Below are 15,837 nucleotides of genomic sequence, written 5' to 3' on the forward strand. Positions count from 1 at the left end.
GACATATAAAGGTTGAGTTTCCCAGCCCAAAGGAGGAGGGCGGCGCTTGTCCGACAGGTTTCCATGCCGGCAGTTGGTGCTGTCGTCTTCGATGCTGGTGGGCGCAGTTTTCGGCTATAGCCGCCGGGTCTACGCTGCTTGCGCCAATGTGGGCGGTTCCAATTGGGAATGCTCGGCGGCCAGCACCGCCCAGACGATTTCGGGCGCCAACGCTCACGTGACTGCGCTATCGGGATTCCGCATTACGACCGTCTCCTCGAATGCTCTGACGATCACCGGCGCCGGCAACCTTTCATACACCGATACGAACTTCTCTCCGTTTACTGCGACCGCCGGCAACGGACTCAATATGACGACGACAGCCGGCGTTCCGGGCAGCATCACAGTGAATACCAACGGTGATATCACCGCCCTCAACTACGGCATTCGGGGCCGCAACCAGGGCACCGGCGCGCTCAGCATCACGACCAACGGCGATGTCGTAAGCACGGGCACAACCTCGGTATCGCGGGGAATCGTGGCGATCAATTTCGGCACTGATCTGACCGTGACAACCGGCGCAGGCTCCAACGTCCGCGGCGCGCGCTACGGAATTCTGAGCCGCAACTACGGCACTGGATCGACGACCGTGACGGTCAACGGTGACGTCACGGCCGCCGGCACGACCGGCAGCGATTTCGCTCTTCTCGCGAGAGGGAACGCAGATGTCACGGTGACCACAGCCGCCGGAACTACCGTGAGCGGCCAGGAGAGCGGCATCTTCGCGCGGAGCGATGGCAATGGCGCGGTAAAGATCGCCGTCGCTGGCGACGTCACAGGAACCAATACGACGGGCATATATGCGAGAAGCGGAACGAGCGGATCAATTGCGATTACGATCGGCGCCGGAAGCCACGTGACCTCGAATGGTACGGGAGCGGATGGTTTCGCCATTGATACATCGAGCTTCGTCGTCAGCCCTACCACTCTCACTGTGGCCGGTACGCTAGATGGCGGTGCGGGCGGCGCCGTTCGGTTTCATGGTTCGGCGAACCGGCTTGAGCTCTATCCAACCGCTGCGATCAACGGCAACGTTTTCGGCGGCGGCAGCGACACCCTTGCACTGGGCGGCACTGGTACAGCGAGCTTCAACGTCGCAACGATCGGTGCCGGCCTGCAATACCAGGGCTTCGGGACGTTTCTCAAGGAGGGCAGCAGCCACTGGACGCTTACCGGCACCACTCCGCTCATCTCCAGCTTTACCGTGAATGGCGGCCTGCTCGAGGTCGACGGAAACATGCCAAACACCTCAGTCACAGTGAATAGCGGCGCACTGCAACTCGGGAATGGCGGCAGCGCCGGCTCGATCGGCGGCAACGTCACTGACAACGGCATCTTCGCGATCAATCGTTCCGACAGCTACACGTTCGGTGGCATCATTTCGGGCACCGGAACATTCCAACAGCTTGGCTCCGGCACCACCATCTTCTCCGGTGCGAACACTTATACCGGCGGCACCATCGTCAGCGCGGGCACACTGCAACTCGGCAATGGCGGTACCAGCGGCTCGATCGTCGGCGACGTGATCGACAACGGAATCTTGGCCTTCAATCATTCCGACGGTTACACCTTCGGTGGAACGATCTCAGGCTCTGGTGCCCTCGAGCAAAGCGGCAGTGGCACGCTCGTCCTGAGCGGGCATAGTAGCTACACAGGCCCGACGTTCATCAACAGCGGGATACTGGACGTCACAGGGGAGCTCGCATCGACCGTGTTCGTCAACTCCGGGGCCCGGCTCATGGGCAATGGCACGATCGGCGGCCTCGCTGTCGCGAGCAGGGGAGTCGTTTCTCCAGGCAATGCGATCGGGACGCTTAATGTCTCTGGCGACGTATCCTTTGCCTCTGGCTCCACCTACGAAGTCGAGACCAACGCGTCCGGGGCGGCAGACCGGATCGTGGCGACCGGCACGGCAAGACTCAATGGCAATGTCGTCGTCCTGCCGCAGAACGGTGCCTATGCCTTCCGTACCACCTACAGTATCCTCAATGCCGCCGATGGCATCAGTGGTGCCTTCTCTGGGGTGAGCAGCAACTCTGCGTTCCTGTTTCCCAGCCTGAGTTATGATGCCAACAACGTGTTCCTCTCGTTGACTCAGTCGACGTTCTTTCCGAGCGTCGCGCGGACGGCAAACCAGCTGGCCGTAGCCACCGCTCTCCAGGAGAGCTCGCCGGATAGCCGGCTCTTCGGCAGCGTGATCTTCCAGACAGCGCCCGGCGCGCAACAGGCGTTCGACGCGCTGTCGGGCGAACTTCATGCCAGCGCACGGACGTCCCTCGTCGAAGACGGTTATTTCGCCCGGGACGCCGTCCTCGGACGCTTGCGTCAAACTTCCTTTGAGGACCGTTTTGGGCCGTTTGCGAGTTTCGGCTCCGGTGGTCCAGCCGTGATCTACGGCGATGTCGATCTATCCTCGCCGAAGCATCTGGCCTACGCCGCCGATACGGACAGGCGCATTCTCCACACCGGCAGCATTCCGTCGTCGGCCAACGCGTCCACATCGCGGGATATTGGCTGGTGGGCTCAGGGAGTGGGGGCTTGGGGCATGGCTCATGGTGACGGCAATGCTGCTGGTATGAGCCGACGCCTGAGCGGTTTCTTCAGCGGAGTAGATGGGCGGCTGGGCGACAACTGGCGGGCAGGCGTCGCGGTCGGCTACACCAATTCGAGGACGAGCATCGATGCCCGTGCGAGCTCGGCCGATATCGATAGCGCATATCTAGCCGTCTATACTGGCTTTGACGTGGGTGCCTGGAACGTCCGCTCGGGGGCACTTCTGAGCTTCAGCACGATTGGGAGCGCTCGCTCGATCAGCTATCCGGGTTTTTTCGAACGGGCGACCGGGCGTTATGGCGCGTTCAGCTCACAACTATTTGGTGAGATTGGTTATGATCTGAACCTCGCGGATGCTCTTGTGGAGCCATTTGCAGGTTGGTCCTGGATCCATCTCCATACCAATGGCTTCGATGAGGCCGGTGACGTCGCCGCACTTTCCGGCTCATCGCGCGAGGAGGACGTAGGTTATACGACGATCGGAGCGCGCGCGTCGGCGCTGATTGCATTATCGGACGGAATGGCGCTCAAGCCGTCAGCATCGCTCGCTTGGCAACACGGTTTCGGCCAGCTCAAGCCGGAAGACCACCTGCTTTTCAGAAGCACCGGCGTTGCATTTGACATTGCAGGGCTGCCGCTCGCTCGGGATGCCGCCCTGGTGCAGACCGCCCTGGATCTGCGCACAAGCGCCAATACTGTCATGGGAGTGTCCTATCGCGGCAATCTTTCGAGGAGCAGCCAGGATCACTCGATCGAGGGGCACATCAAAGTTCAATTCTAGCTCTATCTGGGGAAAGATATCCGGACAGCGGATGCGCGAGGCGATCAGCGTCTCATCGAGACCTGCCTATCATTTGGCTGCGAATGCGCAGCGCACATTTGAGTGCCGCCTGGCTTGTCCTTGCAGCAGATGAACAGCGCGCTTGGACGATCATCATTCGAGACTGAAACCTCACAGCAGCATTGGCCGCGTAGGTTGCCCTGAGGTTCGCGCGGCGTCATGATTGACGGATGGTGCGGCATTCGGATCGAGGGGAACATGACACGACCCGCCGGACATCCCGACGCTGATGGCCTGCACATCCGGCCGATGCGGCCGGACGAGATCGGGCTCGCGATCGACTGGGCGGCAGCCGAGGGGTGGAATCCCGGGTTGTCCGATGCGACGTGCTTCGCAGAGGTCGACCCCGACGGCTTCCTCGTCGCCGAGCGCGACGGCGTGCCGGTCGCGACCGTGTCCTGCGTGAACTATGACGACCGGTTCGCCTTTCTCGGATTCTACATGGTGCGTCCCGAGCTGCGCGGGCGCGGCTACGGCTTGCGGCTCTGGCAGGCGGCGATGGCGCATGCGGGATCGCGCATTGTCGGACTCGATGGCGTGGTCGCGCAGCAGGACAACTATCGGAAATCCGGCTTCAGCTACGCGTATGCCAATATCCGCTACGGGGGACGATCCGCCGCCTTGCTGCAATCGGCGGATCGATCAGGTATCGTCGCTCTTGCCGATGTGCCGCTTTCCGACATCGAAGCGTCAGATGCGACCGTATTTCCCGCCCCGCGCCGGGCATTCCTGCGGGCCTGGATCGACACGCCCGGTCATGTCGGCCGGGCGCTGATCCGCGACGGTACGCTAGCCGCCTGGGGTGTGATCCGTCCGTGCCGTGCGGGCTACAAAATCGGTCCGCTGATTGCGGAAAAGCGTGCCGATGCCGAGGCCGTGGTGTCGGCGCTGCTGAGCGCAGCCGGCGACTCCGAGGTGTTCCTCGACGTGCCCGCGATCAATCCGGAGGCGGTGGCGCTCGCCGAGAGCCTCGGCCTGAAGCCGGTGTTCGAGACCGCGCGCATGTACACCGGGCCGATCCCGCCGCTCCGGATCGACCGGGTGTTCGGTGTCACCACCTTCGAACTCGGCTAACTCACCGTCCGAGCGGCCGCGCGAAGCTCAGTTCGTGGCCGTCGGGATCGGTGAGGTGGAAATAGCGCTCGCCCCATTCGGCATTGCAGGGCGTGGTCGAGGGGGCAAAGCCAGCGGCCAGCGCCTTGGCGTAGACGGCGTCGACATCGGCGACGTGGAAGATGATGCGGCCCCACCAGCTCCACTGCTTCTCCCTGGACATGGCGATCAGGTTGAGGAAGCCGGAGCCCACACGGAAGCTCGTGAACGACGTGTGGGCGCCGCCATGGGCGATGTCGTCGAAGCCGAGCGCGCGATAGAACGCGACCGCGCGCGTCATGTCGTGGGTGGCAATCGTAATCGCGCTGATGCTCTCGATGGTCATGGAGGCGCTCCTCGCCGTGTGGAAGCCGCGCCATAGAGAAGCTCAGATCACAGTTGGCACGCAAGGGCGGCCGGGTCGTGACGAATTCAGCGCCAGCGCCGCCGGCTCATCACAGCGCCCAGCGCGAAGAACACCGCCGCGCCGAGCGCAATGGTCGCCGCGCGCGCGACATCCCCCGGCACGAGCATCGCCCGCTGCGCCGCGCCCTGGCTGAAGGAGCCGCGGGTGCGGTGTAGGCGCGTCACGGGACGGTCGAGATTGTCGGTGCGATCGGGCACCAGCGGTACGTCGGTCTGTTGCCCGGCGATCGCCTTGGCAGCGAGGTAGCGGTCGAGCAAAGCGGGCGCGACGGCGTTACCGAGGATCGTGAGCAGTGTCGGCCAGCCGATCCAATATTCGCGGAAGCCGCCGTCGGCGACGCGATAGACGGCGTCCGCGATCACCTCGGGCTCCACCGGCCGGCCCATTGGTCGTGGCGTATGCGCAAGGTGCGCGCGAGCCCAGTCGAATTGCGGTGTGTTCACCGCGGGCAGGTCGACGATGCTGAGCGTGATGCCTGAGCGCTCGTGCATCAGCTCGGCCCGCAGCGAGTCGGTGAAGCCCCGGATCGCATGTTTGGCGCCGCAATAGGCCGCCTGCAGCGGAATGCCACGATAGGCGAGCGCCGAGCCGATCTGAATGATGCGGCCTTCGCCGTGCCGGCGCATCGAGCGCAGCGCCGCCATCGTGCCGTGCACGAAGCCGAGATAGGTGACCTCGGTGACGCGGCGGAACTCCTCCGGCGTGATGTCGGCCACGGTCGAGAACACCGTCTCCATGGCGTCATTGATCCAGATGTCGACCGGACCCAGGCGCTGCTCGAGCCGTTCGGCGGCCTCGAACAGCGCCTGCGCGTCGGCGACATCGACCGCCTCGTATTCGGCATGGGCAAACCGCGCCTGCAGCTCGCGCTGGACGTCGCGCAGCGCATCCTCGTCACGCGCGATCAGGCCGACGCGGTCGCCGGCCTCGCCGAAGCGTTTTGCGATGGCGCGGCCGACGCCGGCGGAGGCGCCCGTGATGATGATGGTGCGAGCTGGTCTGCGAGGCATGTCCGGTTCTCCACGCGCCCCGTCGTACAAACGTGCTGCGGCCGGCAATGTTTCGGGCCGGTCAAGCCGGCCGAATGAATTCTCCGTCAGCCGTTATCGGAGCCGTGGACTTCGACGCGCGATCCATCAGGCTCCGAGAGGGCAGGCCAGCCCCCCGGAGATTGTGGGACAGAAAAGCTCGCTGAGCCTTGCCGGTGCGACCGGAGCTCAGCCCGGATTGGCCTTGAGGCCGGCGGCTTCGATGCCGGCGACGGCGCAGATCTCGTCATTGTCCGAAGTGTCGCCGGAGACGCCGACGGCGCCGACGAGCGTCGTGCCGTCCATGATCAGCACGCCGCCGGGCACCGGGACCATGCGGCCCTGGGCCAGCGTGTTCACGGCGTCGATGAAATAGGCCTGCTCCTGGGCGCGCTGGAACAGGGCGCGGGAGCCGAGGCCGAGCGCGAGTGCGCCGTAGGCCTTGCCGTGCGCGACCTCGGCCCGCATCAGGCTGGTGCCGTCCTGCGCGGCGGCGGCCTTCAGGCAGCCGCGCGCGTCGAGCACCATCACAGCGAGCGGCTTGAACTTCTTCTCGATGCCCTTCGCGAGCGTGGCGTCGAGGATCTTGCGGGCGGTGTCGAGCGAGAGATCGGCCATGTCGGTGTCCTTGTGCTTTGTGATGCCAAGTTGGCTAGGTCATCCGTCATTGCGAGCGAAGCGAAGCAATCCAGGGTGAAAGAAAAGGTCTGGATTGCTTCGTCGCTTCGCTCCTCGCAATGACGAACATTGAGATCATGCTCCGCGGCGTTCCGACCTCGTGAATCAAGAACGCATCTGCGTCCGCTCCAGGCTCATCGCCAGGAGCTGCGCAGCGTGCACGGCGCCGCGACCGGCGCCGTCTTGGATCTGGTGGCGGCAGGAGGTGCCGTTGGCGACGATGAAGGTCGAAGCTTCTGCCTTGCGTACCGCAGGCAGCAGCGACGCCTCCGCCATCTGCAGCGAGACCTCGTAGGTCTCCGCGCCATAGCCGAACGCGCCGGCCATACCGCAGCAGGAGGATTCGATGGTCTCGACCGTGAGCTCCGGAATGAGTCGCAGCACCTGCTCGACAGGCTTGAAGGCGGCGAAGGATTTCTGATGGCAATGGCCGTGCAGCAGCGCCTTGCCGGGCAGGGGGGCGAGCGGCAGCGCGAGCCGTCCGGCCTCTGCCTCGCGCGCCAGAAACTCTTCCAGCAGCAGCGCGTGCGCGCTGATCGTCTTCGCGGCGGTATCGTCGCGTAGCGACAGCAGCTCGTCGCGCAGCGTCAGCAGGCAGCTTGGCTCCAGGCCAATGATCGGCACGCCGCGCGCTGCGAACGGCGCGTAGGTCTCGACCAGGCGCTGCAGCTCGGACTTGGCTTCGTCGACCAGACCGGCGGACAGGAACGTCCGGCCGCAGCACAGCGCCCGGCCGCCATCGGCGGGCTTGGGAACGTAGACGCGGTAGCCGCCCGCGATCAGCACGCGCAGCGCGGCGTCGAGATTTTCGCGCTCATAGACGCGGTTGAAGGTGTCGCCGAACAGCACGACCTCACGGCCATCAGCCGGACCGAACGCGTCGGCCTCGACGCGGAAGGTGTCGGTGCGGAAGGCCGGCAGCTTGCGCTTGGCGCTGATGCCGGCGACGCGCTCCATCAGCACGCGCAGGGGCGCAACATGATTGCGCAGGTTCACGAGCGGCGCGACGCGGGCGACGAGATCGGCGTAGCGCGGCAGGTAGGCGACGAGCCGGTCACGCAGCGTAAGACCATGCGTCGTTGCCCGCGCTGCCAGCACCTCGATCTTCATCTTGGCCATGTCGACGCCGGTCGGACACTCGCGGCGACAGGCCTTGCAGGACACGCACAGCTTCAGCGTTTCCATCATCTCGTCAGACGACAGCGCGCCGGGACCGAGCTGGCCGGAGATCGCGAGCCGCAGCGTATTGGCGCGGCCGCGCGTGACATCCTTCTCGTCGCGGGTGGCGCGATAGGACGGGCACATCACGCCGCCGTCGAGCTTGCGGCAGGCGCCGTTGTTGTTGCACATCTCGACCGCGCCCTGGAAACCGCCGGCGGCGCCGGGATAGGCCGACCAGTCGAGCACGGTCTTGAGATCATCGATGCGATAGTCCGGCGGATAGCGGAACAGCGAGCGGTCGTCCATCTTGGGCGGATCGACGATGCGGCCGGGATTGAGCACATTGCCGGGGTCGAAGCGCTGCTTGACCTCCTTGAAGTCGGCGACGATGCGGCTGCCGAACATCTGTTCGTGGAATTCCGAGCGCACGATGCCGTCGCCGTGCTCGCCGGAATGCGATCCCTTGTACTCGCGCACCATGGCGAAGGCTTCCTCGGCGATGGCCCGCATCGCCTTGACGTCCTTCTCCAGCTTCAGGTTCAGCACCGGGCGAACGTGCAGACAGCCTTCGGAGGCGTGCGCATACATGGTGCCGCGCGTGCCGTGCTTCGCGAACACATCGTTGAGCCGTGCGGTGTAGTCGGCGAGATGCGGCAGCGGCACGGCGCAGTCCTCGACGAACGACACCGGCTTGCCGGCCTCCTTCATCGACATCATCACGTTGAGGCCGGCGGCGCGGAAGTCGGCGACCGCGGTCTGCAGGGCAGGGTCTGATATCTCGACCACGCCGCCCCATTTGCGCGGCTCGTTGCTCCAGGCGAAGCCGAGGTCGCCCATCAACTCGGAGAGCTGCTTCAGCTTGGCGAGGTTCTCGTCCGTTGTCTCTTCGGCGAACTCTACCACCAGGATGGCGTCGGGGTCGCCGCGCACGGCGGCGGCGATCACTGGCTGGAACATCGCGATGTCGCGTCCAAGCCCGATCATGGTGCGGTCCACCAGTTCGACCGCGATCGGCTTCAGCTTCACAAGGTGCTGAGCCGCGTCCATGGCCGCGTAGAAGCTGCCGAAATGGCAGACGCCGAGCACCTTGGTGCGGATCAGGGGCCACAGCTTGAGCTCGATGCGGGTGGAGAAGGCGAGGGTGCCTTCGGAGCCGACGAGCAGATGGGCCAGGTTGTTGGCGGCGTTGCGCGGCGTCAGCGCATCCAGATTGTAGCCGCCGACGCGGCGCTGCACCTTGGGAAACTTGTCGGCGATCTCCGCGGCCTCGCGCTCGCCCAGCGCAAGCATGTCGCGAAACAGCACGTGAGCGCTGTCCGGCGCGCTGACGTCACGAAGGTCTCGCGGCACCTCGCCAAAATGCGCCAGCGTGCCGTCGGCGAGCGCCGCGTCGATCGCGATGGTGTTGTCGCGCATCGTGCCGTAGCGCAGCGAGCGGCCGCCGCAGGAATTGTTGCCGGCCATGCCGCCGATCGTGGCACGCGACGCCGTCGAGACGTCGACGGGAAACCACAGGCCGTGCTGCTTGAGTTGGCGATTGAGGTCGTCGAGCACGATGCCCGGCTCGACCACGCAGGTCCGAGCCTCGACGTCGAGAGAGACGATGCGGTTCAGGTGCTTGGAGAAGTCGACGACGATCCCCTCGTTGACGGTCTGGCCGCATTGCGAGGTGCCGCCGCCGCGCGGGGTGACGATGCGGCCGTCGTCGCGGGCGAGGGCGAGCGTACGCAGTGCCTCGTCCATCGTGCGCGGCACGACCACGCCGGCCGGGATGATCTGGTAGAACGAGGCGTCGGTGGCGTAGCGGCCACGGCTGAAGCGGTCGAAGAAGACGCCGCCTGCAATCTCGGCGCGGAGCTTCTGTTCGAGCCTGGACGGACCGGCTTTGGCGTTCGGCATGGTGATCCCTGGTCGGGCCCGGCTGTCGTCTGGCGGGCCCTCTTGAGCCCCGTGTCATTCATTTCTGCAAATGCGTCAATCTGATTGCATGCAAATTTGCGCAATCCTGGGCGTCATTCGACCTTGTCCGGCTTACTTCCCGCCGTTGGCGGCTGACTCTCGCCGAAGTAGGCGATCGCGGCCGCGCCCTTGTTGCGCAGATGTTGAAACAGAATGTCGGACAGCTCGCTTCCGGCGCGCCGGCGCAGGGCGTCGAGGATCAGCTCATGCTCGCGCATGGCCTCGCTCCAGCGTTCGCGCTTGCGGGCGAAATTGGCCGAGAAGCGCACCCGCCGGATGCGGCCCGCCAGGCTCTCATAGGTCGCATGAAGGGTGGCGTTGGCGGCGGCATCCACGATCGCGCGGTGGATGAGCTGGTTCATGCGGAAATAGCCCTGCATGTCCTGCCGCATGTAAAACCCGTACATATCATGATGAAACTGCTCGATTTTTTCGATCGCTTCATCCGAAATCTTCTCGCAGGCGAGGCGGCCGGCGAGCCCTTCCAGGCCTCCCATCAGGTCGAATAATTCGTGGATGTCGGCGGCGCTGAGCGGGCGCACCCGAGCGCCGCGATTGGGCAGCAGCTCGACCAGGCCTTCGGCCGCGAGCACCTTGAGCGCTTCGCGCAAGGGAGTGCGGGACACCCCCAGCATTTCGCAAAGCTGGCGCTCGGACAGGCGGCCGCCGTCGGCGACGTGGCCCTCGACGATGTAGTCGCGCAGCCGTGCCAGGATCTCGTCATGCAGCGAGGTCTCGTCCCGCGCAGGCGCAGGTCGACCACTTGGATCTGCCAATGGTGGCGTCTCGATATCGGGAATCGTGGAATTCATTTCACCCCATTGTAGCGATAGTTACAGATGTGGTCGACCTTGTGTGTGAATACGTTTAATCTCTTGCATGCTGAATAATTGAATGCAATCATTGGTGCCAGAATGCCGTCGTCGCCCGGAGCTCTGTCGTGACCCGTCCCCAAGGCCGTCATTTCTTGCATATTCCGGGCCCAAGTCCGGTGCCCGAGCGGGTGCTGCGGGCGATGGACATGCCGGTGATCGATCACCGCAGCGCCGAGTTCGCCGAACTCGGCAAGGCCGTGCTCGGTGGCTCGCAGGCGATCTTCAAGGCCACGAGCCCGGTAGTCATCTATCCGTCCTCGGGCACCGGCGCCTGGGAGGCCGCCATCGTCAACACGCTGTCGCCGGGCGACAAGGTGCTGATGGTCGAGACCGGCCACTTCGCCACGCTGTGGCGGCAGATGGCGGCGCGGTGGGGAATCGAGGTCGATTTCATTCCCGGCGACTGGCGCCGTGGCGTCGATCCTGCCGTCATCGAGGAGAAGCTGGTTGCCGACGCCGGTCATCGGCTCAAGGCGGTGATGGTCGTGCACAACGAAACCTCGACCGGCGCGACCAGCCGGATCGGCGAGGTGCGCGCCGCGATCGACCGCGCCAAGCATCCGGCGCTGCTGATGGTCGACACGATTTCTGGTCTCGCCTCGGCCGACTTCCGATTCGACGAGTGGAAGGTCGACGTCGCCGTGTCGTGCTCCCAGAAGGGCTTCATGCTGCCGCCGGGGCTCGGCTTCAACGCCATCTCGGACAAGGCGCGCCTTGTTGCCAAGGCCAACAAGATGCCGCGCTCGTTCTGGGACTGGGAAGACATGCTGAAGCTGAACGCGAACGGCTTCTTCCCCTACACGCCGGCGACGAACCTGCTCTACGGTCTGCGTGAAGCGATTGCGATGCTGCTCGAGGAGGGTCTCGATCAGGTGTTCGCGCGCCACCTCAGGCTTGCGGCCGCGACCCGCGCCGCCGTCGAGCATTGGGGCCTGGAGGTGCTGTGCCAGGAGCCGAAGGATTTCTCTCCGGTGCTGACCGCCGTGCTGATGCCGCCGGGCCATGACGCGGATCAGTTCCGTCAGGTCGTGCTCGACAACTACAACATGTCGCTCGGTTCGGGCCTGTCCAAGGTCGCGGGCAAGGTGTTCCGCATCGGCCATCTCGGCGAGTGCAACGCGCTGACCCTGGTGGCTGCGCTGAGCGGTGTCGAGATGGGGCTGCGTGCGGCCGGCGTGCCGCATCGTGCCGGCGGCGTCGATGCCGCGATGGCGCTGCTTGGAGAGCCATTGGAGGGCAATGCGCCGCGCCATCTGGCTGCGGTGAAATGAGGCCAAATCGCGTGCAGCAAGCTGGGACGTCCCGCTATGCCGCACTGCACAGGAGAAGGGGATTCGTGTGCATCTGAGGGATGTCAGCCCGAAGCGATCGGTGCTTGCGTCTTCTTTGTTGACGCCAGCGGTCTGGCGGGAGAAAAGCGCGGCCAGCGCGTGGGATGCCACGCCCGCGCACCAACCAAATGACCGGGGACGGACGCCAATGACTGTGCACACAGGACGGCATTTTCTTCAGATTCCGGGGCCGACCAACGTGCCCGACCGCGTGCTGCGCGCGATGGATATGCCGACGCTGGACCATCGCGGTCCCGAGTTCGCCGAGCTCGGCTTCGCCGTGCTGACTGCATCGCAGCGAATCTTCCGCACCAAGCAGCCGGTGATCATCTATCCGTCGTCGGGCACCGGCGCGTGGGAAGCCGCGATCGTCAACACGCTCGCGCCTGGCGACAAGGTGCTGATGGCCGAGACCGGCCAGTTCGCGGTGCTGTGGCGTGGCATCGCCGACAAGTTCAAGCTCGACGTCGACTTCATCCCCGGCGACTGGCGCCATGGCGCCGACATTGCGGCGATCGAGCAGCGTCTGGTCGATGACAAGGCGCACAAGATCAAGGCCGTCTGCGTCGTGCACAACGAGACCTCGACCGGCTGCCTGACGCCGCCGCTCGAGGTGCGCAAGGCGCTCGACCGGGCCGGCCACCCGGCGCTCCTGATGGTCGACACCATCTCTGGCCTCGGCTCGATGGAGTATGAGCACGACGCGTGGGGCGTCGACGTCTCCGTCGCTGGCTCGCAGAAGGGCCTGATGCTGCCGCCGGGCCTCGGCTTCAACGCCGTCTCGGAGAAGGCGCTCGCCGCCGCCAAGGCCAATCCCGGCATGCGCTCCTATTGGGACTGGCAGGAGATCATCACCTTCAACAAGCTTGGTACCTTCCCCTATACGCCGGCGTGCAATCTGCTGATGGGCCTCAACGAGGCGCTGAAGATGCTGGAGGAGGAAGGCCACGACAACGTGTTTGCGCGTCATCGCCGCCACAGCCTTGCGACGCGGGCTGCTGTCAAGGCCTGGGGCCTGGATACGCAGTGTCAGGATCCGCAGGCGCATTCGCCGGCGCTGACCGGCGTGGTCATGCCCGAGGGCCATGACGCCGATCAGTTCCGCAAGACGGTGCTGGAAAACTTCGACATGTCGCTCGGCACCGGCCTCAACAAGATCAAGGGCAAGGTCTTCCGCATCGGTCATATCGGTCACTTCAACGACTTGATGCTGATGGGCACGCTTGCAGGCGTCGAGATGGGCCTTGCGCTCGCTGGCGTGCCGCATCGTGCAGGTGGCGTGCTCGCGGCGATGGATGTCCTGAAGGCGCGCGAGGCAGCGCCGATTCCGAAGGTGGCCTGATGAACGCACCTGTGACCGGCTCCGACGATCTGATCTATGCCGTCGACGACGGCATCGCCAAGATCACCTTCAACCGGCCGCAGGCGCGCAACGCGATGACGTTCGCAATGTACGACCGGATGGCCTCGATCTGCGAGGCCATCAACGCCGATCGGTCGATCAAGGCGCTGATCCTGACTGGCGCGGGCGACAAGGCCTTCGCCTCCGGCACCGACATCTCCCAGTTTCGTGCCTTCAAGACCGCGCAGGATGCGCTCGACTACGAGGCGCGGATCGACCGCGTGCTCGGCACGCTCGAACTGTGCCGTGTGCCGGTGATTGCGGCGATCGCGGGCGCCTGCACCGGCGGCGGTGCCGGCATTGCCGCCTGCTGCGACATTCGCATCGGCACCGAGACGACACGTATCGGTTTTCCGATCGCGCGCACGCTCGGCAACTGCCTGTCGATGTCGAACATCTCGCGCGTGGTCTCCCTGATCGGACCGGCGCGCACCAAGGACCTGATCTTCAAGGCCCGGCTGGTCGAGGCGCCGGAGGCGCTCGCGCTCGGTCTGCTCAACGAGATCGTGCCTGACGTCGAGACGCTGCAGACACGCGCGCTGGAGACCGCGAGGCTCGTCGCCTCGCACGCGCCGATCACCCTCGAGGTCACCAAGGAGGCCGTGCGCCGCATCCGCCGGACCCTGTCGCGGGACGAGGGCGAGGATTTGATCCTGCGCGCCTATATGAGCGAGGATTTCCGCGAAGGCATGGAGGCGTTCCTCAACAAGCGTACGCCGAACTGGAAAGGCAAGTAGTCCGATGCCGTGCTTGCGACCTTATGCCGAGGAACATGAGGTCGCATCATGCTTGTGTTCTTGAACTGACCACAATAAGCCAGCAGTATCCTGGTAGGATGCAAGCTGGGGCTTCGAACGGGGAAGAAAGCACGTGCGCAAACTCATCAAGATCGCGGCCGCGACGGCGGCCTTTTTCGCAACTGCGCCGGCCTTTGCCGGCTGGGAGCCGACCAAGCCGGTCGAGATTGTCGTCGCCGCGGGCGCCGGCGGTGCATCCGACCAGATGGCGCGGATGATGCAGGCTGCCATTCAGAAGAACAATCTGCTGAAGCAGCCGGTGGTCGTGTCGCTGAAGGGCGGCGCGTCCGGGGCCGAGGCGCTGATGTACATGAAGTCCAGCGACGGCGATCCGAACAAGGTCCTGATCGCCTATTCGCTGATCTACATGCTGCCGCTGTCGGCCAAGCTGCCGTTCGACTGGCGCGAACTGTCGCCGGTCGCGGTAATCGCACTCGATCAGTTCGTGCTGTGGGACAACGTCAACGGCCCGAAGACGGTGAAGGAGTTCGTCGAAGCCGCCAAGGCATCGAGTTCTCCGTTCAAGTTGGGCGGCACCGGTTCCAAGCGGGAGGATCACGTGCTCACGGTCTTCATGGAGAAGAAGACCGGCGCCAAGTTCTCCTATCTGCCCTACAAGTCGGGGGGCGAGGCCGCGACCCAACTGGTTGGCGGGCACACCGAAGCGAACGTCAACAATCCTTCCGAGAATCTCGAAGTCTGGCGCGCCGGCCAGGTGCGTCCGCTCTGCGTGTTCGACAAGGAGCGCATCTCCTACACGACCAAGGTCACGGAGACGCAGTCCTGGAACGACATTCCGACCTGCAAGGAGCAGGGGCTGGACGTGCAATACCTGATGCTGCGCGGCATGTTCCTGCCGGGCAAGGTGACCCAGGAGCAGCAGGAGTTCTACATCGACCTGTTCAGCAAGCTGGTGCAGACGCCGGAATACAAGGACTACATGGAGAAGCAGGCGCTGAAGCCGATCTTCCTCACCGGCAAGGACATGCTGCAGTTTCTCGAAGAGGACGGCTCGCTCAACAAGCAGCTGATGACGGAAGCCGGCTTCGTCGCCAAGTGAGGCTGGGGCGGGGCGAGGGGATGAGGAGGATCGATGTCCAACGCTGAGCTCGAGATCGCCGTCGACGATCCGACCGCGCCAGAGGAGGATTCTCCGGCCGTCACCTCCACCCGGACCGTCGACGTCGCGGTGTCGCTGCTGCTGCTCGCGCTCGCGGTCGTGCTCGCCTGGGACAATTGGCGGACCGGCGCGTCCTGGGACTCGACCGGTCCGGAGCCCGGCTACTTCCCGTTCTATCTGTCGGTGATCCTCGGCGGCGCCAGCCTTTACGGGATCGGCGCCGCCTTCGTGTCGAGAAAGGAAGCGGTCGAGACCTTCGTGACGCGCGCGCAACTGCGGCGCGTGATGGCGGTATTCGTGCCGACGCTGCTGTTCTGCATCGCAATGCAGTTTCTCGGCATCTACGTCGCGAGCTTCCTGCTGATCGCCGGGTTCATGCGCCTCGTCGGCAAGATCGCGATCTGGAAATCGCTGCTCACGGCGTTGCTGTTCAGCGCCGTGATGTTCGTGACTTTCGACGTCGTGTTCGACGTGATCATGCCGAAGGGCCCACTCGAAGCGGCGTTCGGGTACTGACACCGGTCTCTCCCCCGT

At 64.7% G+C, this 15,837-nt stretch carries 12 protein-coding genes; 7 read left to right on the forward strand and 5 right to left on the reverse strand.

What is annotated here, in order from left to right; translation table 11 throughout:
* The first annotated feature begins 46 nt into the window (after positions 1-46).
* The gene (locus QX124_RS05470) at positions 47-3,373 is read left to right on the forward strand and encodes an autotransporter domain-containing protein (RefSeq protein ID WP_315796568.1); all 3,327 of its coding nucleotides are present in this window, start codon (positions 47-49) and stop codon (positions 3,371-3,373) included.
* 258 nt (positions 3,374-3,631) lie between these two features.
* Entirely contained in the window at positions 3,632-4,507 is an 876-nt protein-coding gene (locus QX124_RS05475; protein ID WP_315796569.1) for a GNAT family N-acetyltransferase, read from the forward strand.
* A 1-nt stretch (position 4,508) separates the two neighbouring features.
* On the opposite strand, the gene QX124_RS05480 is transcribed toward QX124_RS05475, so the two are convergent.
* From QX124_RS05480 to QX124_RS05500, 5 genes are all read right to left on the reverse strand, one after another.
* Positions 4,509-4,871 (reverse strand): VOC family protein, encoded by a 363-nt coding sequence (locus QX124_RS05480; RefSeq protein WP_315756116.1) that lies wholly within the window; start codon positions 4,869-4,871, stop codon positions 4,509-4,511.
* Positions 4,872-4,957: 86 nt separating this feature from the next.
* Positions 4,958-5,962, reverse strand: coding sequence for an SDR family oxidoreductase (locus QX124_RS05485; protein ID WP_315739019.1), 1,005 nt, complete (start codon positions 5,960-5,962; stop codon positions 4,958-4,960).
* 207 nt (positions 5,963-6,169) lie between these two features.
* Complete coding sequence (locus QX124_RS05490; protein ID WP_315777060.1) at positions 6,170-6,598, reverse strand: GlcG/HbpS family heme-binding protein; 429 nt, start codon at positions 6,596-6,598, stop codon at positions 6,170-6,172.
* A 165-nt stretch (positions 6,599-6,763) separates the two neighbouring features.
* Positions 6,764-9,718: an FAD-binding and (Fe-S)-binding domain-containing protein gene (locus tag QX124_RS05495; protein ID WP_315796570.1), complete on the reverse strand. Its 2,955-nt coding sequence runs from the start codon at positions 9,716-9,718 to the stop codon at positions 6,764-6,766.
* A gap of 113 nt (positions 9,719-9,831) precedes the next feature.
* Positions 9,832-10,590: a GntR family transcriptional regulator gene (locus QX124_RS05500; protein ID WP_315756112.1), complete on the reverse strand. Its 759-nt coding sequence runs from the start codon at positions 10,588-10,590 to the stop codon at positions 9,832-9,834.
* Between the two features lie 128 nt (positions 10,591-10,718).
* On the opposite strand from QX124_RS05500, the gene QX124_RS05505 reads away from it, so the two are divergent.
* The 5 genes from QX124_RS05505 (at position 10,719) to QX124_RS05525 (ending at position 15,819) form a co-directional block, all read left to right on the forward strand.
* A complete protein-coding gene (locus QX124_RS05505; RefSeq protein WP_315796571.1) occupies positions 10,719-11,924 on the forward strand; it encodes an alanine--glyoxylate aminotransferase family protein in 1,206 nt (401 codons plus the stop codon).
* Positions 11,925-12,132: 208 nt separating this feature from the next.
* Positions 12,133-13,326 carry a pyridoxal-phosphate-dependent aminotransferase family protein gene (locus tag QX124_RS05510; protein WP_315739013.1) on the forward strand — a complete coding sequence of 398 codons (1,194 nt, stop codon included), beginning with the start codon at positions 12,133-12,135 and terminating at the stop codon, positions 13,324-13,326.
* A complete protein-coding gene (locus tag QX124_RS05515; protein ID WP_315739012.1) occupies positions 13,326-14,123 on the forward strand; it encodes an enoyl-CoA hydratase/isomerase family protein in 798 nt (265 codons plus the stop codon). The genes QX124_RS05510 and QX124_RS05515 overlap by 1 nt, the downstream gene beginning before the upstream one ends.
* A gap of 133 nt (positions 14,124-14,256) precedes the next feature.
* A complete protein-coding gene (locus tag QX124_RS05520) occupies positions 14,257-15,243 on the forward strand; it encodes a tripartite tricarboxylate transporter substrate binding protein (protein ID WP_315796572.1) in 987 nt (328 codons plus the stop codon).
* 33 nt (positions 15,244-15,276) lie between these two features.
* The gene (locus tag QX124_RS05525; protein WP_315739010.1) at positions 15,277-15,819 is read left to right on the forward strand and encodes a tripartite tricarboxylate transporter TctB family protein; all 543 of its coding nucleotides are present in this window, start codon (positions 15,277-15,279) and stop codon (positions 15,817-15,819) included.
* The last annotated feature ends 18 nt before the right edge of the window (positions 15,820-15,837 follow it).

Origin of the sequence: Bradyrhizobium sp. SZCCHNRI3043, assembly GCF_032377735.1 — a bacterium.
GTDB lineage: Bacteria > Pseudomonadota > Alphaproteobacteria > Rhizobiales > Xanthobacteraceae > Bradyrhizobium.